The sequence below is a fragment of the Vibrio azureus genome, assembly GCF_002849855.1.
GTDB classification, from domain to species: domain Bacteria; phylum Pseudomonadota; class Gammaproteobacteria; order Enterobacterales; family Vibrionaceae; genus Vibrio; species Vibrio azureus.
This window is the reverse complement of record NZ_CP018616.1, coordinates 843,499-869,806: the sequence shown is the minus strand read 5'-3', so window position 1 is coordinate 869,806 and position 26,308 is coordinate 843,499. Positions and strand designations below refer to the sequence as shown.

The window sequence follows — 26,308 nt, the reverse complement described above, 5'->3', positions numbered from 1 at the left end:
ATGAATGGCGGACAAATAGGTAATGTAGATTTAGTAAAACAGCTTAACGGTGCTGCGGTATACAGATTGATTGACCAACAAGGGCCGATCTCTAGAATTCAAGTGGCAGATGTAAGTCAACTTGCTCCCGCAAGCGTTACCAAAATAACCCGCCAACTTCTTGAACGCGGCCTCATTAAAGAGGTCGCTCAACAAGCGTCAACAGGTGGCCGTAGAGCCATCTCCCTGACAACTGAAGTAAAACCTTTCCACTCTATCGCAGTGAGATTAGGCCGTGATTATATTCAATTTTGTTTATACGACCTTGGCGGCACGGCTATTGTGCAAGATCAGCACGAACTATACTACTCAAACCAAGCTGAACTTCTAGTAGGCTTGAGTGAACGATTACAAAATTTTATCGACAGTTGCCGTAATCACATTGATCAACTGATTGCTATCGCGATCACCCTCCCCGGCTTAGTTGACCCGACAACAGGCGTGATCAAATACATGCCAAACACCGACATAGATAATTTAGCATTAAGTGACATTATTAGCGAAAAGTTTAATATCGCTTGTTTTGTTGGTAATGATGTTCGTGGTATGGCCTTAGCTGAACACTATTTTGGAGCCAGCCAAGACTGTCAAGACTCCATCCTCGTCAGTGTTCACCGGGGCACTGGTGCTGGCATCATTGTTAATGGACAAGTGTTCCTTGGCTTTAACCGTAACGTCGGAGAAATTGGTCATATCCAAATCGATCCATTAGGTGAACAGTGTCAATGTGGTAACTTTGGCTGCTTAGAAACCGTAGCGGCCAACCCAGCGATTATTCAACGAGTTGAAAAGCTCTTAGCTCAAGGTTACGAGTCAAGTTTGAGACAGCTTGAATCGATCACCATCCATGATGTGTGTACTCATGCCATTAATGGGGATGAACTTGCTAAACAAAGTTTGGTCCGTGTGGGCAATCAGCTTGGTAAAGCCATCGCCATGACCATTAACCTCTTTAACCCACAAAAAGTCGTTATTGCTGGCGATATCACTGCTGCGGAAGACATTATTTTTCCTGCAATTCAAAGAAATGTAGAGAATCAATCTCTAAAAACATTTCACAGTGACCTCCCCATTGTGGCCTCTTTAATCGATAAGCAACCAACTATGGGCGCTTTCGCCATGATTAAACGAGCAATGTTAAATGGTGTTTTGTTACAAAAATTACTAGAAGATTAACCTTTTCATTTTATTGTTTGAGTTACCCTAGGGCTGTGATTACACAGCCCTTTTTTATGCCTCACTCATCTCAAAGTTCGATGACGTGCCTCACAAGCATTTAGCAAACTGTGATCATACAAACAGTCTTACTTACGGTATAACGGTACTTTGTTGCTACAACAAACATCCACCCAACTGCTTGATTCAGAACGATGTCACTGAGTCGAATTAAAATGAGTCGATCTCTTTAAAAACATCGTCTCGACGCTACTTAGGTATTTAACTCATTATATGGATATTATTCTAATTACCGCCGCCTTTATTGCTGGCTTTATTGCTCTAAAATGCCACCTTCCACCCTTAGTTGGTTTTCTGCTTGCGGGTTTTTGTTTACATGGCCTCGGTTATCAAAGTGATGACATGATCACACGACTTGCAGATTTAGGCGTAACGCTATTACTTTTCACGATTGGCCTAAAATTAGATATAAAAACACTGCTCTCTAAGGAAATCTGGGGCGGTGCAACAGCACATAACATCCTTTCCACCTCTTTCTTTGCCTTGGTTCTTTTCGGTTTAAAAACACTTGGTTTGTCTTCTTTGAGCAGTATGGGCATGATTCAATTGCTCTTACTCGCCTTTGCCCTGTCCTTCTCCAGTACCGTCTTTGCCGTCAAGGCACTTCAAGAAAAAGGAGAAATGAACGCGACTTATGGCACTTTAGCCATTGGTATTTTGGTGATGCAAGATATCTTCGCAGTGGTCTTCCTCACCGCTTCTACGGGAAAAATACCAGAATGGTACGCCGTTAGCCTTTTGTTACTCCCCCTAATGCGACCTTTATTTTTTAAAGTATTAGACAAAGTTGGCCACGGTGAAATGTTGGTGTTATTTGGGGTATTCTTTGCGCTTGTTATTGGAGCAGGAATGTTTGACCTCGTTGGTATGAAGCCCGACCTTGGTGCGCTTATCCTTGGCATGCTCCTAGCCGGCCATCATAAAGCTTCAGAGCTCTCTAAGTCGCTATTCAATATGAAAGAACTGTTCTTGGTTTGCTTCTTCTTGAATATTGGCCTTTCCGCATCTCTAAGCATAGAGAGTGTGATCTTAGCCTTATTATTTATCCTATTATTACCAATCAAAGGACTGCTGTACTTCTTAACCATTCATTACTTCAAGTTTCGCGTAAGAACTTCATTGCTCGCATCACTTACCTTATTTAATTACAGCGAATTTGGCCTAATTGTTGGCGGTTTAGCCTACAAAATGGGTTGGATGCCTGCTGATATGCTTGGTGCAATTGCGGTTGCTGTTTCTATTTCATTTATACTCGCAGCCCCTCTTAATCGACTTGGTCACCAGATATACCAACACTCCGGTAAATGGCTACAAGAAACAGCAGCAGAAAAGCTCAATCAACGCGATCAACTCATCAACCCCGGTCAGGCTCAAGTTCTGATTTTAGGAATGGGTAGAATTGGAACCGGTGCTTATGATGAACTGCGTTCACGGTATGGAAAAATATCGCTTGGAATTGAAATTCGTGAAGAAGCGGCTCAAAAACATCGCTTGGATGGACGTAATGTCATCTCTGGAGACGCAACAGATCCTGATTTTTGGGAACGTATTCTCGATACTGCCAATGTAAAAATGGTCTTACTCGCCATGCCACACCACCAAGGTAACGAAACGGCTCTAAAGCAATTACAAAGTCGTAATTATCAAGGACAGATTGCAGCTATTGCAGAATACCCTGACCAAATAGAAACCTTGCTCTCAAATGGTGTTGATGCCGCCTTTAATATCTACAGTGAAGCAGGGAGTGGATTTGCACGCCATGTATGCAAACAACTTCATCCTCAATTTAACCCCATGAAATAAAATGGACTCATGATGTTCTAAATCAAGTATCTTAAGATCTCAAGGATATGAAATACCAAAATGGTCACAAAAACACCACAACCTTTACCTCATTCAAAAAAGTAGCCATTTAATTAAAAAATATCTAATCATTACGGCATTTTGTAATTTTTTTCATCATAAAATGTTGCTTTTTTTACTCATAGTGGCAAATTGAAACAAAACCGATAAGAAATACTTTGTTTAATAAGGAAGTTGTATGTGTTCAGTATTTGGCATTTTAGATATCAAGAGTGATGCAGCAGCATTGCGCCCTATTGCACTCGAGATGTCGAAAAAACTTCGTCACCGTGGCCCGGATTGGTCTGGTATTTATTCCTCAAAACATGCCATTCTGGCACATGAACGCTTAGCAATTGTAGGTCTCAATAGTGGCGCTCAACCTTTATACAGCCCAGATAAAAAGCTCATTCTCGCAGTAAACGGGGAAATCTATAACCACAAAGAAATTCGCGCGCGCTATGAAGGAAAGTATGATTTCCAGACGGATTCAGATTGTGAAGTCATTTTGGCTCTTTACCAAGACATGGGGGCTGATTTGCTCGAAGAGCTCAACGGTATTTTCGCCTTCGTTTTATACGACGAAGAGAAGAATGAATATTTAATTGGCCGAGACCACATTGGCATTATTCCTCTCTACCAAGGTCATGATGAACACGGTAACTACTTTATTGCATCAGAAATGAAAGCATTAGTGCCGGTTTGTAAAAATGTCAGTGAATTCCCTCCGGGCTGTTATTTCCAAAGTCAAGATGCGGAGCCTCAGCGCTATTATATTCGCGATTGGAACGAGTATGCAGCGGTTCAAGGTAACACGACAAGTAAAGAGGAATTGACGGAAGCATTAGAAGCCGCGGTGAAGCGTCAATTGATGACGGATGTTCCCTATGGCGTTCTTCTGTCTGGAGGCCTAGACTCCTCAATCACATCAGCCGTAGCCAAGAAATTTGCCGCAATGCGCATCGAAGATGATGAGCAATCACAAGCTTGGTGGCCGCAACTGCACTCTTTCGCTGTAGGTCTTGAAGGGGCTCCAGATTTAAAAGCCGCACGTGAGGTTGCTGAAAAAATTGGCACCGTTCATCATGAGATGACTTATACCATTCAAGAAGGTTTAGATGCGATTCGAGATGTGATCTATCATATCGAAACCTATGATGTCACTACCATACGCGCCTCTACACCGATGTTCTTAATGGGACGGAAGATTAAAGCCATGGGGATCAAAATGGTCCTTTCTGGTGAAGGGGCCGATGAAATCTTTGGTGGCTACCTCTATTTCCATAAAGCGCCTAATGCGAAAGAATTCCACGAAGAAACCGTCAGAAAATTACTTGCACTCAATATGTTTGACTGCGCACGAGCAAATAAATCCCTTGCCGCTTGGGGCGTAGAAGGCCGTGTTCCGTTTCTCGATAAAGAATTTATTGATGTGGCTATGCGTCTTAACCCGCAAGATAAAATGTGTGGTAATGGCAAAATGGAGAAGCACATTCTACGAGAATGTTTTGAACACTATTTACCTGACTCTATTGCTTGGCGTCAAAAAGAGCAGTTCTCAGATGGTGTTGGCTACAGTTGGATCGATACACTGAAAGAGGTTGCTGAACAAAAAGTGACCGACCAACAAATGGAAACCGCTCAATACCGTTTCCCTTACAACACGCCGACAACGAAAGAAGGCTACGTATATCGAGAAATATTTGAAGAGCTCTTCCCACTGCCATCAGCGGCAGAGTGTGTCCCTGGCGGCCCTTCTGTTGCTTGCTCGTCTGCGAAAGCGATCGAGTGGGATGAGTCTTTCCAAAACTGTGTGGATCCTTCCGGCCGAGCAGTACAGACTATTCACAATGACGCTTATTAATATAAATTAGAGCGGATAAACAAAAGGAGACACAACATGTCTCCTTTTGCGTTTGTCGCTCATTGACTTCAAGATGCAGTCTTTATTTAACCAAGCGACCCTGGTTTTATATCTATACCCAAGTAACCTCAAGGCACTGGGTATAAACAGCTAAATCTCTAGATCTCTATTATCGATGCTGACTGGAACACGCTTTGTTATTAACTGTACCAGCATGATTGAACGTTTCTCACCATCTTGTTCTTGAAAAATCGCCTCAAAGCCCGTGAATTGACCACTTTTTACTCTGACTGTGTCACCCGGCTGGGGCATTTTCTTCGCATCCATAGACTCTTCCGTACTAAAGTCACTGCGTTTTAACTCTTCAATGATCTCAGCCCTTATTTCTTTAGGGTGAGCACCAAAACGAACAAAATCAACGACACCACGTGTTGAACGGATGGCAGTAAATGAAGGCCCTTTCTCATAGTCAAATTGGGCAAACACATAACTTGGGAATAATGGTTCTTCGATGTTCTGCCTTTTTCCACGCAAGATCTTTTCAACGACTAAAGTAGGATAAAAGCAATCAACACCTTGGTTTTCCAAATGCTGCTTAGCTCTTAGTTGTTCGCCACGTTTACAATATAACAAATACCATCTTTTCATTTTATCATTAGCCCGTTTTACTACCTTATTATCCTAGCATTAAGCTACTAATGAGTCATTTCCATTCACAGGGACAATGAAAACAATCAAATATATCAACAGGATAACACAAAGATGGGTAGCATTAAAAAACCATAAATCCACACCCAAAAATGAAAATTAAGTTTCCAAATGCCTGGAAAGACCAAAACTAAACCCAAAATTCCCACAAAAACAAATTCTTAACAATAAAATTTAATCGTCAGGACAATTTCCATGATTTGTAAATTTTAGAATTAACGAGTATATGTATTCATCTTAAAAAATGTAATCACAACCATTAGTAATGCTTATGTCAAAACAACATCAAATTTGGGGCCATCCTCGTGGCCTTTTTTTACTTTTCGGTACTGAATTATGGGAACGTTTTTCGTACTATGCAATGCGTGCCATCCTTGTTCTATACCTAACAGATACAACAATGAACGGCGGTCTGGGTTGGACAACGAAAGATGCACTTGACCTCTACGGTACATATACTGGTCTTGTTTATATTACTCCTCTTATCGGTGGTTATCTGGCCGATAACTTCCTAGGCCAACGCCGCGCTATCTTAATCGGTGGTGCATTAATGGCTTTGGGTCAATTCACGTTAGCAATGCCAGCAGAAAGTCTAGGTCTTAGCTCTCTTAGTTCTCTTAACACTTTTTACCTAGGTTTGGCTTTCATCATCGCTGGTAACGGTCTATTTAAACCCAATATCTCAACAATGGTTGGCGATCTCTACCAAGAAGGTGACAATCGCCGTGATGGTGCATTTACGATCTTCTATATGGGTATCAACTTAGGTGCTCTTATTGCAGGTGTTGTAGCAGGCTCAGTGACTAACGAATTTGGCTGGAAAGCAGGGTTCATCGCAGCAGGTATCGGTATGGTCATCAGCCTAGTGATGCAGATGACATTAGCTCAATCATGGCTGGGGGATATCGGCCGCGAACCTGCAGCAAAACGTGACCTATCAATTAAGAAAAACGCGAAAAAAGAGCCTCTCACAAAAGAAGAACACGATCGTATTAAAGTGATTCTTGTGATGAGCTTGTTTACTATCGTATTCTGGGTAGGCTTTGAACAAGCTGGTGGCTTAATGAACATCTATATTCAGCAATATACTGACCGTATGATTGGTGATTTTGAAGTACCAGCGGCTTGGTTCCAGTCTCTTAACCCATTCTTCATCATAACATTAGCTCCAGTCTTAGCAGTGCTATGGGTTAAGATGGGTAAAAACGAACCAAACTCACCTAAGAAATTTGCTCTCGCAATGTTCTTCCTCGCATTAGGTTTCTTGTCTATGATCGGTGCAGTGATGGAGCAAGGTGGGGACACTTCAGTTAAAACCTCAATGCTGTGGCTAGTCGGTGCATTTTTCTTCCATACCCTAGGTGAGCTGTGCCTGTCGCCAATTGGTCTATCTCTAGTCAGCAAACTAGCACCACTTCGTGTTGCCTCTCTGATGATGGGTGCATGGTTTGGCTTTATCGCTGTTGCAAACTACATTGCAGGCATAGTTGGCTCTATGGTCGGTGAGCTTGGTGCTATGGCAATATTCAGCGGCATCGCTGTTACTGCAAGTATTTCTGGTGTGATTTTATTGCTGTTCTCTAACACTCTTGTGCGTTGGATGCACGGTGCAGAGGTTACAAACAGTAACGCGGAACAAGTTGAAGAACAACAAACTCAAATTGCATAACAGAGTAACAAGTTGTAAGACTCGCTCCTAGTGTATTTAAAAATAAAGGGTTGCATCTGCAACCCTTTTTACTCTCTGTCTCTTCATAAAAGCATTAATTAGATTAGGCTTTCATTGAGACTAAGTCTGCCATCATATCTATATGCAAGTCATCGTCATTCAAGCACGGTATGTAACTAAATTGCTCCCCACCAGCCTCCAGAAAAATTTCTCTACATTCCTCAGAGATCTCTTCAAGTGTTTCTAAGCAGTCACAAGAAAACGCAGGTGTAACAATATCGAGGCGCTTCTTACCCTGAGCGGGTAGCTTTTCTAATGTTTTATCAGTGTATGGTTGCAGCCATTCTTCACGGCCAAACCGAGATTGATATGTCATACCTATTTGATCTTCATTTAACTCTAAAGCCTCACCAAGCAAACGAGTCGTCTCTTCGCAATGATTTGGATAGATATCGCCATTATCTGCATAACGCTTAGGGATGCCATGGTAGGAACAGAGTAAATACTCTCCTCGCCCGTGCTCTTGCCGGTGACGACGTACCGACTCTGCCAATGCCGCAATGTATTTAGGATGGCGATAATAATCACGAATAAAACTAAATTCCGGCATCACTGGCATTTGCTGAAAAGCTTTTGTCAAACCGTCTGATACCGCGGCTGTTGTGGTACCGGAGTATTGTGGGTACAAGGGTAAAACAATGACTTGCTCTACCCCTTTTTCTTGCAGGGCTTCCAATCCTGTTTGCAAACTTGGGTTACCATAAGTCATACCCAGTTCAACTGGCATATCAAGTGCAGAAGCGAGCTTCGCCGCTTGCCGCTTCGAATACACCATTAGTGGTGAGCCCTCATCCATCCACACGGATTGATAAAGCTTGGCAACTTTAGGGGCTCGAATAGGCAAAATCACTCCGTGCAATAGAGGACACCAAAGCCAACGGGTCATGTCTACAACTCGGTGGTCATGAAGAAACTGGCTTAAGAAACGCTTGATAGCTGGTGCAGTGGGCTCATCTGGTGTACCAAGGTTTACCAGAAGTACCCCTGTCTTGTTGTTATTTTTCATAATTCCTCAGAACGGTAAACGGCTGTATACATACGGTAATGCTTACAAATAGTTCATCTAAAAAGCCAACTTATTACCCAGATAACTTCAAGGTACAATGTTGGACGATACGGCATTTTTGAGCTGTTCAATATTACCATTGGTTTAATTGATTTTTTTGTCACTTTAATTATATCAAATAGCGCCAAAATGCTCGATTTCTTACAAGCTTAATTTCTTTATACCCAAGTAACCTCAAGATGCTGCGTTCAGCGAGGTGAACTTAGCTATCAGGCGCAGCAACGATTCGAAGATATAAAAAAAGCGACCCGTTGGCCGCTTGATATTATAAAAACTTATATCATCAACAAATTATGCTAATGCTTTTTCAATGTCAGCACTCACATCCGCAACTTGCTTAGTACCATCAAACTTCAAGTATTGTGTGTTACCTGCTTCGGCTTCTTTACCGTAGTACTGAATGAGTGGTGCTGTTTGTTCATGGTAAACACCTAGACGTGCGCGTACCGTCTCTTCTTTGTCATCATCACGAACAACCAAGTCTTCACCAGTTACGTCATCTTTACCTTCCACTTTTGGTGGATTGTAGGTAACGTGATAAGTACGACCTGATGCAAGGTGAGCACGACGCCCAGCCATACGCTCAACAATCACATTGTCAGCGACGTCAAACTCAATCACGTAATCAACATTCACACCCATTTCTTTTAAGCCGTCTGCTTGAGGAATCGTACGAGGGAAACCATCAAGTAGGAAACCTTTTGCGCAATCGTCTTGTGCAATACGCTCTTTAATAAGACCAAGGATGATCTCATCAGAAACAAGCTGACCAGCGTCGATAACCGCTTTAGCTTGTTTGCCAAGTTCTGTTCCCGCTTTGATCGCTGCACGTAGCATATCACCTGTCGAAATTTGTGGAATTCCGTACTTTTCCATGATGAAGTTTGCTTGTGTGCCTTTACCTGCACCTGGAGCACCTAAAAGAATGATGCGCATGATTTATCCTCTTTAAAATTTAAAAGTTATACCGAAGCTCACAGTATTTACATTTTCGATAAGTCTTCGCTTCCGATAAGATTACCCACGCTTACCACGATAAGTTTCGGTATAATGCAATGGCGAGCAAAAATACACGCCTGACTAATCAATAGCTGAGATTCTAACACAGCTTGTACCTACAACACGCAAAATAAAGTCAAAGAATGCAATAAAGGTAAGCTTTCACTAGCAAGCTCTTGAGCCGCTTAATGAACCATATCTAAGCGGTTTCTAGACCCGTATACCGTAGGCTTTGTTAAGATATCAATAAAAAGCTCGCATAATTGCGAGCCTTTTAAGAAATTTAGCGTTATTGAATTAACAGTTTATTAATGGCGCCTACAAACTGAGACGAGTCTTCAATAGAGCCACGTTCTGCCAGCATTGCTTGACCAAGTAGTACTTCAACCCAGCGACCAAATGTCTCTTCATCAGCTTCGTCTGCCATGCGTTGAACTAAAGCATGCTCAGGGTTAATTTCGAAGATATACTTGACCTCAGGAGCCGCTTGTCCCGCAGCTTCTAACAGCTTCGCCATCTGTGTACCCATTTCAAAGTCATCGGTCACAACCACAGCAGGTGTTGTCGCTAATTTAAAGGTAGTACGAACTTCTTTAACACGATCGCCTAAGTAAGCTTTGGTGCGTTCGACCACAGATTTAAATTCTTCTTCGGTTTCTTTTTGCTTTTCTTTTGCTGTTTCGTCATCAAACTGGCTGAGATCCAAACCTGCTTTGGTAATAGATTGGAATGATTTGCCATCAAACTCAGTGAGGTAGTTCATCAACCATTCGTCAATGCGGTCAAACATTAGAAGCACTTCTATCCCTTTGGCTTTAAATTGCTCAAGGTGAGGGCTATTCTTAGCTGCTGCATAGCTATCGGCCGTCAAGTAGTAGATCTTATCTTGACCTTCCTTCATACGCTCAACATAAGACGCAAGACTCACTGTTTGCTCCGCAGAATCTAACTCTGTCGAAGCAAAGCGAAGTAGACTGGCAATTTTCTCTTTATTAGCCATGTCTTCAGCCGGGCCTTCCTTCAATACAAGGCCAAACTCTTTCCAGAATGATTGATATTTTTCTTCATCATTCTTAGCCATGCGTTCCAGCATAGTAAGTACACGCTTAGTACAAGCATTACGTAATGACTGAGTAACTTTATTATCTTGTAAGATTTCACGAGACACATTGAGCGGTAAGTCATTTGAATCTATCAAACCACGGACAAAACGCAGATATGATGGCATGAATTGCTCTGCATCATCCATAATAAAGACACGTTGCACATACAATTTTAGACCTGACTTGTGGTCTCGATTCATCATATCCCAAGGGGCTTTAGCTGGAATATAAAGCAAACTAGTGTAATCGTTCTTACCTTCAACTCGGTTATGACTCCAAGTTAGCGGATCAGCAAAGTCGTGTGAGACGTGCTTATAGAATTCTTGGTACTCTTCTTCGGAGATATCCGATTTATTTCGCGTCCAAAGCGCTTGCGCTTTATTTATCTGTTCCCACTTCTTCTCGCCAGTTTCTTTGCCTTCATCATCACGAACGGCTGTTTGAATGGAGACGGGGATACCAATATGGTCAGAATACTTACTGATCACTTCACGTAAACGCCACTCGTTAAGGAATTCTTTTCCTTCTTCGCGCATGTGAAGGATGATATCGGTACCGCGGCTTTCTTTATTAATATTCTCAATGGTGTAGTCACCTTCACCCGAAGAGTGCCACTGTACGGCTTCATCAGATGGCAATCCAGCAGCACGAGTACGAACAGTAACCGCATCTGCAACAATAAATGCAGAGTAGAAGCCAACACCAAACTGACCGATCAATTGAGAATCTTTACTCTGCTCATCTGAGAGATTAGAGAAGAATTCTGCAGTTCCTGATTTTGCAATGGTGCCAAGATGTTCAATCACATCTTCACGGCTCATACCAATACCATTATCAGAAACCGTCAATGTGTTTGCTTCTGCATCAAAAGACAGTTTTACGCCTAAATCTGCATCACCTTGATATAAATCAGAGTTGGAAAGTGCTTGGAAACGTAATTTATCTGATGCATCCGATGCGTTCGATATCAACTCGCGCAAAAAGATCTCTTTGTTTGAATACAGAGAGTGAATCATTAAATGAAGTAACTGCTTGACTTCCGATTGAAATCCACGTGTTTCTTTGTTTTGAGATACGGTTTCGCTCATGTTTGCTCCATAATATCCTAATTAAACAGACTTTTATGAGAAAGCCCTAGCCATTGCCTGTCGAAAAGGCACAACTGTGATTCCATTAACATGTGGCTGACAAATGTAAATTCAAGGTCAATATTGCTAAAATCAGTGTTTTTTTAGAAAAATTTAATTATCCTTATGGCATAAAATCATCTAAAAAATAGTAGGCATCGGTTAGTGGCCTCCGAGCGGCTCCGTTGAAACCAACATATTTTCAAACATATCCACCTAAGAAGAACTAAATGACAAACATTGGCACCAAATTTCTGCTAGCTCAGAGATTCGTCTTTGACCCAAATAGTAATTCACTCACTGATCAACAGAGTAACAATGAACTGATCCGATTAGGCAGTAATGAAAGTCGCATTCTTCTGATGTTGACAGAAAGGCCCAATCAAATCCTGACTCGAGGTGAGCTTCATGAGTTTGTATGGCGAGAACAGGGCTTTGAAGTAGATGATTCAAGCTTAACTCAGGCAATTTCAACATTACGAAAGTTGTTAAAAGATTCCACAAAGTCACCACAATTTGTGAAAACTGTTCCTAAACGAGGTTATCAACTAATTTGTTCTGTTGAACGTCTGAATCCTTTGATGACGGATACTGTTAACGATAGCGAAGTCATTCAAGAAGAAGAGGCCTTAGTTGGTGAAGAGTCTCCAAATAGTGGCATTGGTGATACCGCAATTGACGCTAATTTAGAATCAGTACCCGCGGTACCACAGAGCAAACCCAAAGCCATTCAGAAAAAAGCGAACTGGACATCACGATCATTGGTCATTGCCGCCATTTTATTGCCTATTTTTGTTTTTCTGTTTACAAACCCTGCTGAATCTAAATTCAGGGAAGTGGCTAGATTCAATGACGTCCCCGTTTTAACTCCCGTGAACCACCCACAACTAAGCCAATGGTTACCCTCAGTTGAACAATGTATCCAACGTTACGTAGAGCATCACGTTGAGGAATCATTACCCATTAAAGTGATTGCAACGGGTGGGCAAAATAACCAGTTAATTCTCAACTATATTCACGCTGTAGATTATTCATTCGAGAACGTGACATTACGTATATTTGCAAATCGGAACGACCCCACTGATATCTGTAAGAAAGGAAGTTAAAATGAAGAAGAGAATTGCCTGCGCCATTTTAGCCACCTCTGCCATTTTTAGTGGTTGGCTTTATTGGGGAAGTGACCTTAAAGTCGAGCAAGTTCTGACCGCAAGTGAGTGGCAGTCTGTCATGGTGACTCTAATAAACGAAGAGTTGCCAGACGACACAGTGGGCCCTTTAAGGAAGGTAAATGTTGAGTCCAATGTAAAATATTTACCTAATGGTGAGTATTTACGTGTCGCAAACATTAAGCTGTTTGCTCAAGGTTCTAATGAAGAGTCAACCATTAATATCTCGGAAAAAGGCAATTGGGAAGTGAGTGATGATTATCTACTCGTAACACCTTCAGAGTTTAAAGATATCTCAGCATCGCAGTCACAAGATTTCACCGAGGAGCAACTACGGCTCATTACTCAGATTTTCAAACTTGATGCAGAGCAAAGCCGACGTATTGACGTTGTTAACGAAAAAACCTTACTGCTAACAAGCTTAAGCCATGGTTCGTCCGTATTATTTAGGAATTAATCGGTATACCCAAGCCACCTCTTTATGCACAAATCACCTCAAGAGGCTGGTTGTGACACCAGCCTTTGAAAGGGAATACCCTTCCCTTTCGTGGGTGGGAAGGGTAAATCATTGAAGTAAAAAGATTCTTTCGAAGTGCTTAAGTTTCCACTCAGTGGAATCTCCCTATGTCACAAACGCCCCAAATTATCTCAACCTGCAACGCCTACAAACTTTAATGGTTCCTAAGTATCTCCACGACCATAGGGACTAAGTAAAACCAAGCGACATAGCCCAAACCAGATAATGCGATGACCCAAAAGACGAATGAAAAAAGCTTAGATTTTGCCAGATGATTGAGTGGATCAGGTTCACCGCATCCTGGGCAAGCATGAGCACGTTTGGAAATTTGTTTCTCACACACAGGGCAAGCAACGAGAGGCATAAGAAAAAGTCCTTAGAAGGTTAAGTATAAACAAAAAAATGATAAACTTCAGACCATAAATATGCAACGTTGTCTTCCTTGAATTCGACTCATTGAACTCGCTCCGAATGAGGCATCTTGAGATTAATTGAGAAGATAACCAAAGGATTCAGCTAAAAACACCTAAAGATACTGGCAACGCTCTTGGAATCAGTCACTTTTTGGAAAGTGTAATTCAATAAAATTCAGTTAATTATATTAATTAAATTAAATATATAACTCTTTGAACTGATCACTCTTTGTTTATAACGACTATAATAAACCCAACAAAACTCAAGATGCTTAACTAACGAGGTTACTTGGGTACACCCAGATAGAATTTCAATAAAAGAGCGAACATGAAGATACTACTCACTGGCGGGACAGGATTTATTGGCTCAGAACTACTCAAGCTGCTGACCACTCACCAAGTTATGTTACTCACACGTAATCCAGCTAAAGCCAAACAAAGACTGCAACATACTGACGTCGGCAACATCGAGTATCTTGATAACCTTGATGGCCTCCAAGACCTTAATCATGTTGATGCTATTATTAATCTCGCTGGAGAACCTATTGCCGACAAGCGCTGGAACCAAAAACAGAAAGAGCGTATTTGTCAAAGCCGTTGGTCAATCACCGAACGCATCGTCGCATTAATTCATGCCAGTACAGAACCGCCGACAGTTTTCATCAGCGGTTCTGCCGTTGGCTATTATGGCGATCAGCAAGCCCATCCTTTTGATGAGTGTCTTCACGTACACAGCAATGTCTTTACCCATACCGTTTGTGAAAAGTGGGAACAAATCGCAAAACGGGCGGCATCGAACCAAACTCGTGTTTGTATTTTAAGAACGGGAGTCGTTCTTGGACAACAGGGAGGCGCTCTCGCCAAGATGTTGTTACCTTATAAGCTTGGTTTAGGTGGTCCTATTGGCAGAGGCAACCAATATATGCCTTGGATACATATCCTTGATATGGTCCGTGCGATTATGTATTTACTAGATACCCCTCACGCAAATGGAGAGTTTAACCTTTGCGCCCCACATCCTGTGAGTAATCGCCGATTTAGTCGGGCATTAGCTAAAACACTCAAAAGGCCTCATATCCTTTATACTCCTAAGTGGGTGATGAAGCTCGCAATGGGAGAATCATCTTGCCTCTTGTTCGATAGCCTAAGAGCCAAACCTAAGAAGCTCACTGAGTTGGGATTTAAGTTCAGTTATTCACGAGTAGAACCCGCTCTCAAACACTTGCTTCACCACAGAATATAATGAATGATTATATCCACTTGGGTATAACCGCTTTTCAGCGTTCAACACAACATCAATACACTCACCTATGGCTTGTGTTCAAACCTGAATCTTTATTATTTATTGTTTAATAAAAACTGAGCACTATACCCAAGTAACCTCAAGGTGCTTGATTCAGAGCGAGGTCACTGAGTTGAATTCAAGGAAGACGACGAAGTGGAATAGCAGGCTCTTTCCAAGTTGTCTGACGAAAGAAGTCGGCTCAGTGACACGCTCCCAAAGGGCGAGTGACCTTAACTCTCAGACTTTGTTAACGATTCTCAATGTAGAACGACTATATCTTCGAATCGTTGCCGCGCCTGAGAGTTAAGGTAATCTCGCTGAACGCAGCATCTTGAGGTTATTTGGGTATATCTTGAAAGGAATCCTTAAGACCGAATATGAAAAAATCCATCTTAATTACTGGCTGTTCAACGGGTATCGGCTACGTGTGTGCTCATGCCTTACAAAAAGAAGGTTTTCAAGTCATTGCTTCATGTCGAAATGCACATGATGTCCAACGTCTAAAGCAAGAAGGTCTGCAATGCATCCAACTTGATCTTGATAACCCTCAGAGTATTTCAAGTGGTGTACAACAAGCTCTAGAACTCTGTCAGGGTAACCTCTATGCCGTGTTTAATAATGGCGCCTATGGACAACCTGGAGCCTTGGAGGACTTGTCAACGCAAGCTCTACAAGCACAATTTCAAACTAACTTTTTTGGCTGGCATCAGCTCGTCACTGAGATCCTGCCCCATATGCGTTCCCAAGGTGAGGGACGGATCATTCAAAACAGCTCTGTACTTGGCTTTGCGGCGATGAAATATCGTGGTGCCTACAATGCATCTAAATTTGCTCTTGAAGGCTGGACAGACACTTTACGTTTGGAACTCATGGACACCAATATTAAAGTTGTTTTAATCGAACCGGGTCCTATTGAAACACAATTCAGAGCTAACGCCCTAATCGCCTTTGAACGATGGATAAACACTGACAATAGTCCGCATCGCGATGCTTACCTTGAGCAAAAAGAGCGCCTCAAAAAAACAAAATCAAATAATAAGTTTGTTCTTCCGGCAACGGCTTGCATTGATCCCGTCTTACAGGCTTTAACAAGTAAAAAACCTAAGATAAGGTACCGAATTACCACCCCAACCAAGGTGTTTGCCATTTTAAAACGGTGTCTGCCAACACGATGGTTAGATAAGATTTTACGTCAAGCAGCGTGATTCAGAGTTACATCACGGAATCAAAAGCATTATGAGATTCGACACTTGAATTTTTACGCTTTTATCGCCACATCATTGGATAGAACCCTACAAAACCAGCAAGGAAACTGTGATGCAATCCCCTTTTATCGTTGAGTTAACAGAACAAAACTTCCGCGAGACACTCGAAGGGTCAATGAATACCCCTGTCTTAGTTCACTTTTGGGCCAGCGCCCAGCCGGAAAGTGCACAAATAATCCCTGATCTGCAAATGCTCACTCAGCAATATAATGGTGCTTTCACTTTCGCTTTGCTTAACTGTGAGCAGCAACCCGCCCTTGCTGCACAATTTGGTGTGCAAGTTCTTCCTACGATTGCCTTATTTATTAATGGACAAGCGGTTGACGGTATGGGAGGTCCTCAAACAATCGAGGCCGTATCTTCAATGCTGCAAAAACATTTACCTAGCCAAGATGAGATGTCTTTCAAGCAAGCAAACGCACTGCTGCAAAATGGTGAACACACCCAAGCTTTAACGGTATTAGAAAGTCTCTCTGAGGATTGGCAGAACCGTGGAGAAGTAAAGCTCTTAACTGCCGATTGCCTGCTAGAAACCAAGCAATTTGAACGAGCACAGGCAATCCTTGAAAGCATACCACTCGAATACCAAGATAATTACTATAAAGGTCTGATAGCTAAATTAGATCTCCACCTACAAGCCGTTGATAGTCCTGAGCTGCAGCGTTTGGAGCAAGCGTTATCTGAAGCGCCCGATAACCAAGAGCTTGCATGTGATCTGGCTATTCAATATAACCAAGTAGGAAGAGATGAAGAAGCACTGGCACTGCTATGGAACATACTCAAAGTTGATTTAGGTGCACGTGATGGGGAAGTGAAAAAGACCTTTATGGATATTTTAAGTGCCCTTGGTCAAGGAAACGCCCTAGCCAGCCAATACCGTCGGCAGCTTTACTCAATTTTATACTGAGTTCTCCTGAACTTTAGTACTATACCCAAGTAACCTCAAGATGCTGCGTTCAGCGAGATGACCTTAACCCTCAGGCGCGGCAACGATTCGAAGATATAGTCGTTCTACATTGAGAATCGTTAACAAAGTCTGAGAGTTAAGGTCGCTCGCCCTTTGGGAGCGAGTCACTTGGGTATATTAAACCCTCATAATATCAAGAGAGACTTGGGACTGACCAAGCTTCTCTCTATCGCATACCTCAATGCTTTCTAACTCCAAACATGTTATTAACATTATACATGGTATGTATTCACAATTTTCTCTCCTACTTATTGTTTTAAAAACATAAATAGGAGAGAATGAGTTAACAATAATATAAATTTTAAAGAGGTTACTAATGCCAGTTGATTCATTAATTACCATTGGTATTTTCGTCGCACTTGCTATTTTTATCATAGCATCGGGGGTTAAGACGGTACCACAAGGCAACAATTGGACAGTTGAACGTTTTGGACGCTATACACAAACCTTATCACCTGGCTTAAACTTTATTGTTCCATTTGTCGATCGAATTGGTCAAAAAATCAATATGATGGAGCGTGTACTCGATATTCCTGCTCAAGAAGTGATTTCGAAAGATAACGCGAACGTCGTTATTGATGCGGTTGGCTTTGTACAAGTTGTGGACGCAGCCAAGGCAGCCTACGAGGTTAATGACCTTGAGAATGCTATCCGAAACTTAACGCTCACGAATATTCGTACCGTCTTAGGCTCTATGGAGCTGGATGAGATGCTGAGTCAGCGCGATATGATTAACACTAAATTACTTTCTATTGTCGACCAAGCAACGAACTCTTGGGGCGTGAAAGTGACTCGTATCGAAATAAAAGACGTTCAGCCACCCGCTGACCTAACTGCTGCGATGAATGCCCAAATGAAGGCCGAGCGAAACAAACGTGCAGAGATCCTTGAAGCGGAAGGGGTAAGACAAGCAGAGATCTTACGCGCTGAAGGCCAAAAGCAATCAGAGATCTTAAAAGCTGAAGGTGAAAAACAATCCGAGATCTTGAAAGCAGAAGCACGTGAGCGTTCAGCCCAAGCGGAAGCAAAAGCAACCTATATGGTATCTGAAGCTATCGCACAAGGCGATGTAAAAGCAGTGAACTACTTTATTGCTCAAGGTTATACCGAAGCACTGAAAAGTATAGGTCAAGCAGAGAATGGTAAGATCGTAATGCTACCACTCGAGGCCACAGGTCTAATGGGGTCAGTAGCAGGGATTGCCGAGATGTTTAAACAAAGCAAAGAGTAGAAGTTGCTTATGGACTTATTCGCCCTCTTAGACAGCATCACTTTTTGGCATTGGATGGCTATTGGTTTAGCTCTTCTCTGTGTTGAATTGATTGGTACCGCTGGCTATTTTCTTTGGCTGGGTATTTCTGCACTACTTGTTGGAGGTATTCTTTACGCTTTACCGATGAGCTGGCAAATGCAGTGGTTTTCCTTCGCAGCATTCAGTCTTGTGACAACATGGGTTTGGTGGCGCAGTCAAAAAGCGAAAGATCACCAAAGCGATAAAAGCAGAACTCTCAATCAAAAACATAAGCAGTTAATTGGAAATATCATCACTCTTGATCAAGATTTTACTGTTGGAATGAATAGATTAAGAGTGGGTGATACCACTTGGTCAGCAGAGTCTGAACATGACTTGCCTGCTGGCACTCGAGTTGAAATCGTTGATGTTGAAGGTATTATTCTAAAGATCAAACCGGTTTCATGCTAAATCTCCTCACAATGGCGGGATTCACCACCCCGTCATTTTTTTTGCAAAGCTCAAAAATCATTGACTCCCGCCTCTTCATTTATACCCAGTGACCTTAAAAATTAATGAGTGAAATTGGATTTTCTGGTCTTTAATTAACCCTAAAAATTAAGCCTACCAGATAATAATAAAATTATTCATATAAAGGTAACTTTTATAATAATTACCTAATTTAAGCCATGTTGATGACTCAATATCTCATTATTAATTGTTAAAAATTAACAGTAAAAATTAATTAAAATTTAAAATTTTTTTGATCTTTTTTATTCTCTATACATAATTGATCCATGAATGCTACCTATTTATTGCTTTCACTCTTTTACTCAATGGCTCCACAGGAGAAATAAAATGAGATTGATTTTAATTTCAATATTAGGAACTCTATTTACTTTTGGTACTTTGGCAAGTTCTTCTGAAAATCAGGGCGCTGGCCTAGGTGAATATGAAGAATGTATTACTCAAAGTGGTGAGAAAGTCTATGTTCCTATAGGTTATTGCCAACTGACAGGTAAGAAACATTAATATATATACCTAAGTGACCTCAAGATGCTTGATTCAGAGCGAGGTCACTGAGTTGAATTCAAGGAAGACTACGAAGCGGAATAGCCGGCTCTTTCTTATTTTTGTAAGAAGAACGGTTGTCTGACGCAAGAAGTTGGCTCAGTGACACATCCTTATGTCACTGATTACCTGAAGGGATGAGGGTAATAATTGGTTTAAAACCACTAAATTCTGAGACGTACGCGTAGCTAAAAAAATATTGAATATTTTAGAAACGAGTATTTAGCGGAACGGAAATTACTGCATAATTGCCCAAGTTAAAAATTCTTTTTGTTCTGTCACCGTCAAACCTTTAAATTGTCCTTTCAGACTTTCAACTTTTGCTGTCTTGCGCAGTGAGATATTCACTTTTTCTGATTGGGCTGGCTTTTTTAGCTCTGCTTGGGGTAGTGATGTTTTTGCTATTTCGGCTTGCACACTGGTCCCTGTTTCTGGGACAACGGCTGTCAACGCTTTTTGCGCCAGTGCAAAGGTATGATCATGAGCCATATTGTAAGCTGCTAGTTCATCGCTGTAGTCACGAATGAGGCCTTTTCCACGCTTAAGCACACCTTCATGCGCACTCATGATTTGACCATCATCCTGAATGATCTTCGCTGTCGGGTGAGTTTGAAAGTCACCAACTTCTTCTGATGAGTTGAACGCTTTTCCTGGCTCAATACGAAGATTCACATCCGAAGCATCAAAGGTCAGCACAATAGGTTCCGATTTAAATTTTGTGAAGACACCTTTATCTCTGATTAACTTAGATACACGAACAACAAGTTGGTTAGCGCCATCAGGCAGTTCCGCTTTCGTCATTTGATTAACAAATGAGCCAACTTCTTCGCCATTAATCAACATTGGCTCAATTGCTACATCAAAATCCACATTGACGGTAGCGAAAGAACTAAATGATGTCATTAGGCCTGTAACTAAAAGTGTCTTATTTAAAAATTTCATTATTTAGTCCTTATAAATTGAAAAATGCGAGCACCTAAGGCACTCGCAAAATCGACAGTGTAAATGTAATCTCTTAATGGATTAGAAGTAGTATTCAGCACCAAGAAGTAGACGAGTCGTATCGTCGGTATCGTCACTGTCGTTAAAGTCGTAGTTACGCACGTCCATGTATAGGTAAGTACTTGGTAGTAGGTAACCTAAACGCGCTGTAATCGCTTGGTCAGCAGAATCTGCTACGCCATCAGCATCGTCAGTTGCAGCATAACCAAGTTTCACTAACATTTTATCAGTGAACATGTATTGCGCTGTAGCAGAGATCGCATTTTGCTTATCACCAGCTGCTTCCATCATTTTGTAAGCCGCGCTTAGAGTGATTTTATCTAGGTAAACATTACCACCAACGATCGCATAAGAGTGATCAACAAATGATTTGTCTTCTGCTTCACCACGGTTGTAGTAACCCGCATGAAGGCTGTACTTCTCTTGGGTGAAGTATACTGCTGCAGAAGCAATGATGTCAGACGTTGATTCTTCCATGCCTGAGAATGTAGCGTTAAAGTTCACAGGGCCGATTTTCGCAGATTCAAAACGAATCATGTTGTCAGCACGGTCTTGGAATGTCACGCCTAGATCGTTATTCCAGTCGAAGACGTTACCTAGGCCTGGGTTTGAGTGAGGCCAGTCAACGATATCGTAAGTTGCGTGTGTCATGCGACCAATTTTAACGTTACCAAAATCGAAGCCTAAACCAACGAACGTGTCACGACCACCTAAGATACCGCGATCACTTGCCCATTCTGAATCAGCGTGAGATGCCCAACCAGACTCGATTTGCCATAGGAAATCAGCTGGAAAATCTTCGTAAACGTGCTTACCTTTGAAACCGATCTTTGATTCAATACCAACGGTGTTATTTGAATCTTTGCCACTTGCTTTTGGCGCATCAAACATGTTGTAAGCTGCTGCTGTACCGTAAATCTCAAAATTCTCACCGGCTAGCTGCACTGCCGCATTTGCGGAACCTGCTGCAGCTACTGTTGCAATAGCGGCACCAAGAAGTGAGCGTTTCATCGTTTTGTTCATGGAAAACTCCTAATAGATATAGCTGATTTTTCCTCTTACTTTAAGTTGGCCGCCGAAAGTAAGAAGGAAATTCATAAGTAAACCGAATCATTTAAATTGGTTTTTTAAGTTCCTGCATACACACCGTGTATCCATGGCTATAAGACTAACTTCGAGCCTAAAAACATCCAAACGGAACTTATTTTTTCTCTAAAAAAATATGAGCCAGAACAAAGTTCCATATCAGTTATTGATCTAGATCTTATTTTTAATTTTATTTATTTAGGAGTAAGTAATTCAAAAAGTGCAAGATAATAGAAGTGTAAATATGATTTAAATCTCAATTCAGCTCTAATATTAAAAATAAAAACAACAGCTAGATCCAGCTCACTGAAATGCTATAAACGGATAATTTTTGACATGAATCAACTTTATACCCAACAAAAAAAGCCTCGTTGATATCAAATCAGAGGCTTTATGGTTTATTTCTTAATGCCAGCGAGATATTTCTTGAGGTAGCGAAAATACCCCTCAGAGGCTTATAATTTTGCTATTGCATCAGTTCAAGAAGATCTTGCTCTGTTCTTACTTCAATACCAAGGTCTTGAGCTTTCGCTAGTTTCGACCCTGCATTCTCACCAGCGAACAAGATATCGGTTTTTTTCGATACGCTACCTGTTACCTTCGCTCCCAAGTTTTGTAGCGCCTCTTTTGCTTCTGAACGCCCCAACTGAGACAGTGAGCCGGTTAGAACCACAGTTTTACCTTCTAATGGCAAGGCGACACCTTGTTGTGGAAGCGCAATATCTGGCCAGTGAATGCCCTGTTGGAGTAGATCATTGACGACTTGTTGATTCTTTTCTTCACCGAAGAAGGTCGTGATGTGCTTGGCCACCACATCACCGATGTCTTGTACTTCAACAAGTTGCTCTTGTGTCGCCTTCTGAACCAACTCCAAGGTTTTAAAGTGCTGAGCCAGATTCGCAGCGGTAGCCTCACCCACTTCTCGAATTCCTAACGAATATAAGAAACGCGGTAACGTGGTTAGCTTAGATTTTTCTAATGCATTAACAACATTCGTTGCAGACTTCGGCCCCATCCGCTCTAATACGGTTAATACACCTGCCGAGAGCTTAAATAAATCAGCGGGTGTTTCGACCATCTCGCGATCCACAAGTTGCTCTATTACTTTTTCACCAAGACCATCAACATCTAAAGCTTTACGAGAGACAAAATGCTTTAGCGCTTCTTTACGCTGCGCTTGGCAAACCAGTCCACCAGTACAACGAGTCACAGCTTCACCATCAATTCGCTCAAGGTGAGAATGGCACACAGGGCATGACTCAGGGTATATAATCGGACGTGCATCAGCAGGCCGACGATCTTTGATCACCGAGACAATTTGGGGAATCACATCCCCAGCCCTACGAATAACGACTTGATCGCCAATCATAACCTGTAAACGCTCAATCTCATCGGCATTATGCAAAGTGGCATTACTGACAGTCACCCCACCGACAAAGACAGGTTCAAGTTTAGCAACAGGGGTAATCGCTCCTGTTCGACCCACTTGAAACTCAACCTCATTAAGGGTGGTGATTTCTTCTTGTGCTGGAAATTTATAAGCAATAGCCCAACGCGGCGCACGAGACACAAAACCCAGTTGTTCCTGAATTGCGATATCATCAATTTTGATGACAACACCATCAATTTCATAGGCTAATGCATCGCGACGCGCCAATATATCTTGATAGTACGCTTTTACCTCTGCCAGATTATCGACTCGCTTGGTTTCAGGGCACATTGGTAGGCCCCAAGATTTAATTTGTAGAAAGCGCTCATAATGGCTTGCAGCCAACATATCCCCATCTACAACACCCACACTGTAAGCATAAAAACTTAGTGGTCGAGAAGCCGTCACACGAGAATCAAGCTGGCGTAAGCTGCCTGCCGCTGCATTACGAGGGTTAACGAATACCTTCTGACCTTTTTTAAGCGCCATTGCATTGAGTTTGTCAAACCCGGCTTTTGGCATAAACACTTCACCACGAACTTCCAAACGGGCTGGCCAATCTTTGCCTTGTAATTTAAGTGGAATCGCGCTGATTGTCCTCACGTTCTCAGTGATATTTTCGCCTGTTGTACCATCACCTCGAGTCGCAGCTTGAACCAATACACCATTTTCATACAGTAAACTCACCGCTAATCCATCGAGCTTAGGTTCACAACAATATTGTTTGATGATTTGTCCTGGGATGCGATCTTGTGCTCGTTTATGAAAACCTTCTAACTCTTCATCATCAAAAGCATTGTCTAAAGAGAGCATCGGGACTTCATGCGTCACCTGACTAAACTCAGATAAAGGCTGGCCGCCTACTCGCTGGCTTGGAGAATCAACGCTGAGCAGTTCTGGGTGCTGAGCTTCAATGTCTAATAGTTCTCGCATCATGCGATCATATTCCGCATCGGGAATTTCTGGATTGTCTTCAACATAATAACGAACGGCATGGTAGTGCAGCGATGCTTTTAATTCTTCTAGTCGTTTGAGTACAGATTCCGACATTTTAGCGCCTCGTGTTTAATCATTAATGAGGTTGAAAATCTAACAAAAAGGGCCCCGACTGGAGCCCCTATCATTATTTGTAGTTAGGGAATTAAGATAAAGCGGCATTAAAGTCCGCGATCTGACGTCGATAGGAAGCAAGCCTGTCTGGCGTCATAAGATTTCTCTGATCATCCAAGACATTTCCTCCCATATCATCAGCAATTTGCTGGGCAATACGCAGCATCAAATTGAAGTTCTGATCCGCTTCACCGTAACAAGGTAATGTCATAAAGAACGAAATGCCTTTAGTAGTAAAATCAGCTGGATCATCATGCTCCAATGTACCTGGCTGCATCATGTTAGCCACACTAAAGAGCACCTTACCATTGCCCGATAAATCAATATGACGATGGAAAATGTTCATTTCGCCATAGATCAGGCCATTTTGTTGCATACTGTCAAACAGTGTTGTGCCGACAAAAGGTTCCTCGCCTGCACAATGCACATTCAATACAATAACCTGCATTTCAGGCTCTGCTTTTGGCTCTTCAGGCTGCTCAACTTGGGGTGAAGAAGCCACCTCTTCCTCATGAGCCACCGTATTCTCAGCTAACATTTCAGTGACAGGTTCACTTTCAACGTGCTCCATACTGGTCACTGAAATCGGTTCAGGCGTTTCCTTTTCTGCCCTTGTTGTAGCAGTTGCAACAAAAGCTGGGATCTCCTGTTCTTCAACTTTATCAAGTGCTTGGGGTTTCGTATCGAGCACATCATCGATAAGAGGATCCATAGCGAGGCTCTGATCAAACTCATTACCAACACCGAAATCTGGCTCCTTACGGTCCTTGCGAATAATTTCAAAATCATCTTCTGACTCAGGAGAAGCTTGTAGATTTTGCTCCTGATCGCGGCTGTTTTCGACGTCCAGTTTACTGAACGGCTTATTACCAAACTTTGCTTTGCCGTCTTTTTTGCTACTCCATAAACCATGAAATAACAAAGCAGCGATGGCTAATACGCCAACGACAATGAGTACGAATCGCAATTCCTGCATTATTTACTCTCAATCTACCTGTTGTTACTGCAATGCACCATAAGGCAGCACCCCAAGTGCATAAATCCTAGTGATGCTGTTACTTTACCAAAACTATATGTAGGTTTAGAACAAATTAATTCAATAAGTTTCGTTTTTGTTGTGATTTTTGCCACGATTCCATAAGAGACAACTTTTTTCTCCTACTTTGAAAGAAAAATTTGGGCAGGTACAATAGACAAACATTTATATTAAAATAATATCCATATGAACCCAAACACTCAGCCTAAAACAGGATTCGGTTACCTCCTGTATGGAGCAAAGATCGCTCTTTCACCGAAAATAAGACGTTTTGTCATTTTACCTCTTGCCGCTAACATTTTGCTTGTTGGCAGCGCTATCTTCTATTTGTTCTCAAATCTGAACATGTGGATCGAAGATTGGCTCGGACAGTTGCCTGATTTCCTCTCTTGGCTAACCTATATTTTGTGGCCTCTATTAGGATTGACCATATTAGCAACGTTTTCCTACTTTTTTAGTACACTCGCAAACTTTATCGCGGCCCCCTTTAATGGGCTTTTAGCCGAAAAAGTGGAAGAAGCCCTCACAGGCCAACCCTTAAATGATGATGGAATTCTAGATGTAATCAAAGACGTCCCACGTGTTCTGGCCCGAGAATGGCGAAAACTGCTTTATGTGCTGCCAAAAGCCATCGGTCTCTTTCTTTTATTGTTAATCCCTGCCGTCGGACAAGTTTTAGGCCCTATTTTATGGTTTTTATTCACAGCTTGGATGCTTGCTATCCAATATTGTGATTATCCATTTGATAACCATAAAGTCCCATTCAATGATATGCGTTACAAATTGAAACAAAAACAAGGTAAAGCCTACGGATTTGGTATGCTGGTTTCTGTTTTCACTACGATACCCGTTCTCAACCTCATCGTAATGCCCGTAGCCGTCTGTGGTGCTACCGCGATGTGGGTGATGGAATTCAAACACCAAAGCTAAGACACTCGTACCATTAGGCTGTGTTGATCCTTCGCTGTAAAAATCCGCACGAAAGGTCAGCAAAGCCTAAGCAAAAGCGACTTATCT

The 26,308-nt window shown here is 41.9% G+C and carries 22 protein-coding genes; 13 read left to right on the top strand and 9 right to left on the bottom strand.

Features of this window, described 5'->3' with window-relative positions; translation table 11 throughout:
- The 3 genes from nagC (at nt 1) to asnB (ending at nt 4,981) form a co-directional block, all read left to right on the top strand.
- Nucleotides 1-1,215, top strand: a complete 1,215-nt coding sequence (gene nagC, locus BS333_RS04195) for a DNA-binding transcriptional regulator NagC (RefSeq protein WP_021709623.1) — start codon at nt 1-3, stop codon at nt 1,213-1,215.
- Between the two features lie 273 nt (nt 1,216-1,488).
- A complete protein-coding gene (locus BS333_RS04190; RefSeq protein ID WP_021709622.1) occupies nt 1,489-3,078 on the top strand; it encodes a cation:proton antiporter family protein in 1,590 nt (529 codons plus the stop codon).
- A 238-nt stretch (nt 3,079-3,316) separates the two neighbouring features.
- Complete coding sequence (gene asnB, locus BS333_RS04185) at nt 3,317-4,981, top strand: asparagine synthase B (protein WP_021709621.1); 1,665 nt, start codon at nt 3,317-3,319, stop codon at nt 4,979-4,981.
- 150 nt (nt 4,982-5,131) lie between these two features.
- Here the strand turns inward: asnB and rfaH are convergent, their stop codons facing one another.
- Nucleotides 5,132-5,629: a transcription/translation regulatory transformer protein RfaH gene (gene rfaH / locus BS333_RS04180; protein WP_021709620.1), complete on the bottom strand. Its 498-nt coding sequence runs from the start codon at nt 5,627-5,629 to the stop codon at nt 5,132-5,134.
- 331 nt (nt 5,630-5,960) lie between these two features.
- Here rfaH and BS333_RS04175 point away from each other — a divergent pair, with 331 nt between their 5' ends.
- Complete coding sequence (locus BS333_RS04175) at nt 5,961-7,358, top strand: peptide MFS transporter (RefSeq protein WP_021709619.1); 1,398 nt, start codon at nt 5,961-5,963, stop codon at nt 7,356-7,358.
- Between the two features lie 103 nt (nt 7,359-7,461).
- Here the strand turns inward: BS333_RS04175 and hemH are convergent, their stop codons facing one another.
- The 3 genes from hemH to htpG form a co-directional block, all read right to left on the bottom strand.
- On the bottom strand, nt 7,462-8,424 hold the full coding sequence (gene hemH / locus BS333_RS04170; protein WP_021709618.1) for a ferrochelatase: 963 nt from the start codon (nt 8,422-8,424) through the stop codon (nt 7,462-7,464).
- Nucleotides 8,425-8,775: 351 nt separating this feature from the next.
- Nucleotides 8,776-9,420, bottom strand: coding sequence for an adenylate kinase (adk, locus tag BS333_RS04165; protein WP_021709617.1), 645 nt, complete (start codon nt 9,418-9,420; stop codon nt 8,776-8,778).
- Between the two features lie 352 nt (nt 9,421-9,772).
- On the bottom strand, nt 9,773-11,674 hold the full coding sequence (gene htpG / locus BS333_RS04160) for a molecular chaperone HtpG (protein ID WP_021709616.1): 1,902 nt from the start codon (nt 11,672-11,674) through the stop codon (nt 9,773-9,775).
- Nucleotides 11,675-11,943: 269 nt separating this feature from the next.
- Between htpG and BS333_RS04155 the strand changes: the two genes are divergently transcribed.
- The gene (locus BS333_RS04155; RefSeq protein ID WP_021709615.1) at nt 11,944-12,819 is read left to right on the top strand and encodes a winged helix-turn-helix domain-containing protein; all 876 of its coding nucleotides are present in this window, start codon (nt 11,944-11,946) and stop codon (nt 12,817-12,819) included.
- Between the two features lies 1 nt (nt 12,820).
- Entirely contained in the window at nt 12,821-13,336 is a 516-nt protein-coding gene (locus tag BS333_RS04150; protein ID WP_021709614.1) for a regulatory protein ToxS, read from the top strand.
- 214 nt (nt 13,337-13,550) lie between these two features.
- Here the strand turns inward: BS333_RS04150 and BS333_RS22280 are convergent, their stop codons facing one another.
- Entirely contained in the window at nt 13,551-13,760 is a 210-nt protein-coding gene (locus tag BS333_RS22280) for a hypothetical protein (RefSeq protein WP_021709613.1), read from the bottom strand.
- A 377-nt stretch (nt 13,761-14,137) separates the two neighbouring features.
- On the opposite strand from BS333_RS22280, the gene BS333_RS04140 reads away from it, so the two are divergent.
- From BS333_RS04140 to BS333_RS22005, 6 genes are all read left to right on the top strand, one after another.
- Nucleotides 14,138-15,052 carry a TIGR01777 family oxidoreductase gene (locus BS333_RS04140; RefSeq protein ID WP_021709612.1) on the top strand — a complete coding sequence of 305 codons (915 nt, stop codon included), beginning with the start codon at nt 14,138-14,140 and terminating at the stop codon, nt 15,050-15,052.
- Between the two features lie 419 nt (nt 15,053-15,471).
- Nucleotides 15,472-16,299, top strand: coding sequence for an SDR family oxidoreductase (locus BS333_RS04130; protein WP_021711688.1), 828 nt, complete (start codon nt 15,472-15,474; stop codon nt 16,297-16,299).
- A gap of 112 nt (nt 16,300-16,411) precedes the next feature.
- A complete protein-coding gene (locus tag BS333_RS04125; protein ID WP_021711689.1) occupies nt 16,412-17,266 on the top strand; it encodes a co-chaperone YbbN in 855 nt (284 codons plus the stop codon).
- Between the two features lie 376 nt (nt 17,267-17,642).
- The gene (locus BS333_RS04120; protein WP_021711690.1) at nt 17,643-18,557 is read left to right on the top strand and encodes an SPFH domain-containing protein; all 915 of its coding nucleotides are present in this window, start codon (nt 17,643-17,645) and stop codon (nt 18,555-18,557) included.
- Nucleotides 18,558-18,566: 9 nt separating this feature from the next.
- Entirely contained in the window at nt 18,567-19,028 is a 462-nt protein-coding gene (locus BS333_RS04115) for an NfeD family protein (RefSeq protein WP_021711691.1), read from the top strand.
- A gap of 387 nt (nt 19,029-19,415) precedes the next feature.
- On the top strand, nt 19,416-19,589 hold the full coding sequence (locus tag BS333_RS22005) for a hypothetical protein (protein WP_021711692.1): 174 nt from the start codon (nt 19,416-19,418) through the stop codon (nt 19,587-19,589).
- Between the two features lie 276 nt (nt 19,590-19,865).
- On the opposite strand, the gene BS333_RS04110 is transcribed toward BS333_RS22005, so the two are convergent.
- The 4 genes from BS333_RS04110 to zipA all read right to left on the bottom strand — a co-directional run bounded on the left by BS333_RS04110 (nt 19,866) and on the right by zipA (nt 25,231).
- Nucleotides 19,866-20,570 (bottom strand): DUF2057 family protein, encoded by a 705-nt coding sequence (locus tag BS333_RS04110; RefSeq protein ID WP_021711693.1) that lies wholly within the window; start codon nt 20,568-20,570, stop codon nt 19,866-19,868.
- 81 nt (nt 20,571-20,651) lie between these two features.
- Nucleotides 20,652-21,653 carry a porin gene (locus tag BS333_RS04105; protein WP_021711694.1) on the bottom strand — a complete coding sequence of 334 codons (1,002 nt, stop codon included), beginning with the start codon at nt 21,651-21,653 and terminating at the stop codon, nt 20,652-20,654.
- 529 nt (nt 21,654-22,182) lie between these two features.
- Entirely contained in the window at nt 22,183-24,195 is a 2,013-nt protein-coding gene (gene ligA, locus BS333_RS04100) for an NAD-dependent DNA ligase LigA (protein ID WP_021711695.1), read from the bottom strand.
- Nucleotides 24,196-24,286: 91 nt separating this feature from the next.
- The gene (gene zipA, locus BS333_RS04095; RefSeq protein ID WP_021711696.1) at nt 24,287-25,231 is read right to left on the bottom strand and encodes a cell division protein ZipA; all 945 of its coding nucleotides are present in this window, start codon (nt 25,229-25,231) and stop codon (nt 24,287-24,289) included.
- 246 nt (nt 25,232-25,477) lie between these two features.
- Between zipA and cysZ the strand changes: the two genes are divergently transcribed.
- Entirely contained in the window at nt 25,478-26,221 is a 744-nt protein-coding gene (gene cysZ, locus BS333_RS04090; RefSeq protein WP_021711697.1) for a sulfate transporter CysZ, read from the top strand.
- Nucleotides 26,222-26,308: the final 87 nt, after the last annotated feature.

Bases quoted from the DNA above. Each gene is read 5' to 3' on its own strand.
- nagC (WP_021709623.1), top strand. From the start codon at position 1: ATGAATGGCGGACAAATAGGTAATGTAGATTTAGTAAAACAGCTTAAC.
- BS333_RS04190 (WP_021709622.1), top strand. From the start codon at position 1,489: ATGGATATTATTCTAATTACCGCCGCCTTTATTGCTGGCTTTATTGCT.
- asnB (WP_021709621.1), top strand. From the start codon at position 3,317: ATGTGTTCAGTATTTGGCATTTTAGATATCAAGAGTGATGCAGCAGCA.
- rfaH (WP_021709620.1), bottom strand. From the start codon at position 5,629: ATGAAAAGATGGTATTTGTTATATTGTAAACGTGGCGAACAACTAAGA.
- BS333_RS04175 (WP_021709619.1), top strand. From the start codon at position 5,961: ATGTCAAAACAACATCAAATTTGGGGCCATCCTCGTGGCCTTTTTTTA.
- hemH (WP_021709618.1), bottom strand. From the start codon at position 8,424: ATGAAAAATAACAACAAGACAGGGGTACTTCTGGTAAACCTTGGTACA.
- adk (WP_021709617.1), bottom strand. From the start codon at position 9,420: ATGCGCATCATTCTTTTAGGTGCTCCAGGTGCAGGTAAAGGCACACAA.
- htpG (WP_021709616.1), bottom strand. From the start codon at position 11,674: ATGAGCGAAACCGTATCTCAAAACAAAGAAACACGTGGATTTCAATCG.
- BS333_RS04155 (WP_021709615.1), top strand. From the start codon at position 11,944: ATGACAAACATTGGCACCAAATTTCTGCTAGCTCAGAGATTCGTCTTT.
- BS333_RS04150 (WP_021709614.1), top strand. From the start codon at position 12,821: ATGAAGAAGAGAATTGCCTGCGCCATTTTAGCCACCTCTGCCATTTTT.
- BS333_RS22280 (WP_021709613.1), bottom strand. From the start codon at position 13,760: ATGCCTCTCGTTGCTTGCCCTGTGTGTGAGAAACAAATTTCCAAACGT.
- BS333_RS04140 (WP_021709612.1), top strand. From the start codon at position 14,138: ATGAAGATACTACTCACTGGCGGGACAGGATTTATTGGCTCAGAACTA.
- BS333_RS04130 (WP_021711688.1), top strand. From the start codon at position 15,472: ATGAAAAAATCCATCTTAATTACTGGCTGTTCAACGGGTATCGGCTAC.
- BS333_RS04125 (WP_021711689.1), top strand. From the start codon at position 16,412: ATGCAATCCCCTTTTATCGTTGAGTTAACAGAACAAAACTTCCGCGAG.
- BS333_RS04120 (WP_021711690.1), top strand. From the start codon at position 17,643: ATGCCAGTTGATTCATTAATTACCATTGGTATTTTCGTCGCACTTGCT.
- BS333_RS04115 (WP_021711691.1), top strand. From the start codon at position 18,567: ATGGACTTATTCGCCCTCTTAGACAGCATCACTTTTTGGCATTGGATG.
- BS333_RS22005 (WP_021711692.1), top strand. From the start codon at position 19,416: ATGAGATTGATTTTAATTTCAATATTAGGAACTCTATTTACTTTTGGT.
- BS333_RS04110 (WP_021711693.1), bottom strand. From the start codon at position 20,570: ATGAAATTTTTAAATAAGACACTTTTAGTTACAGGCCTAATGACATCA.
- BS333_RS04105 (WP_021711694.1), bottom strand. From the start codon at position 21,653: ATGAACAAAACGATGAAACGCTCACTTCTTGGTGCCGCTATTGCAACA.
- ligA (WP_021711695.1), bottom strand. From the start codon at position 24,195: ATGTCGGAATCTGTACTCAAACGACTAGAAGAATTAAAAGCATCGCTG.
- zipA (WP_021711696.1), bottom strand. From the start codon at position 25,231: ATGCAGGAATTGCGATTCGTACTCATTGTCGTTGGCGTATTAGCCATC.
- cysZ (WP_021711697.1), top strand. From the start codon at position 25,478: ATGAACCCAAACACTCAGCCTAAAACAGGATTCGGTTACCTCCTGTAT.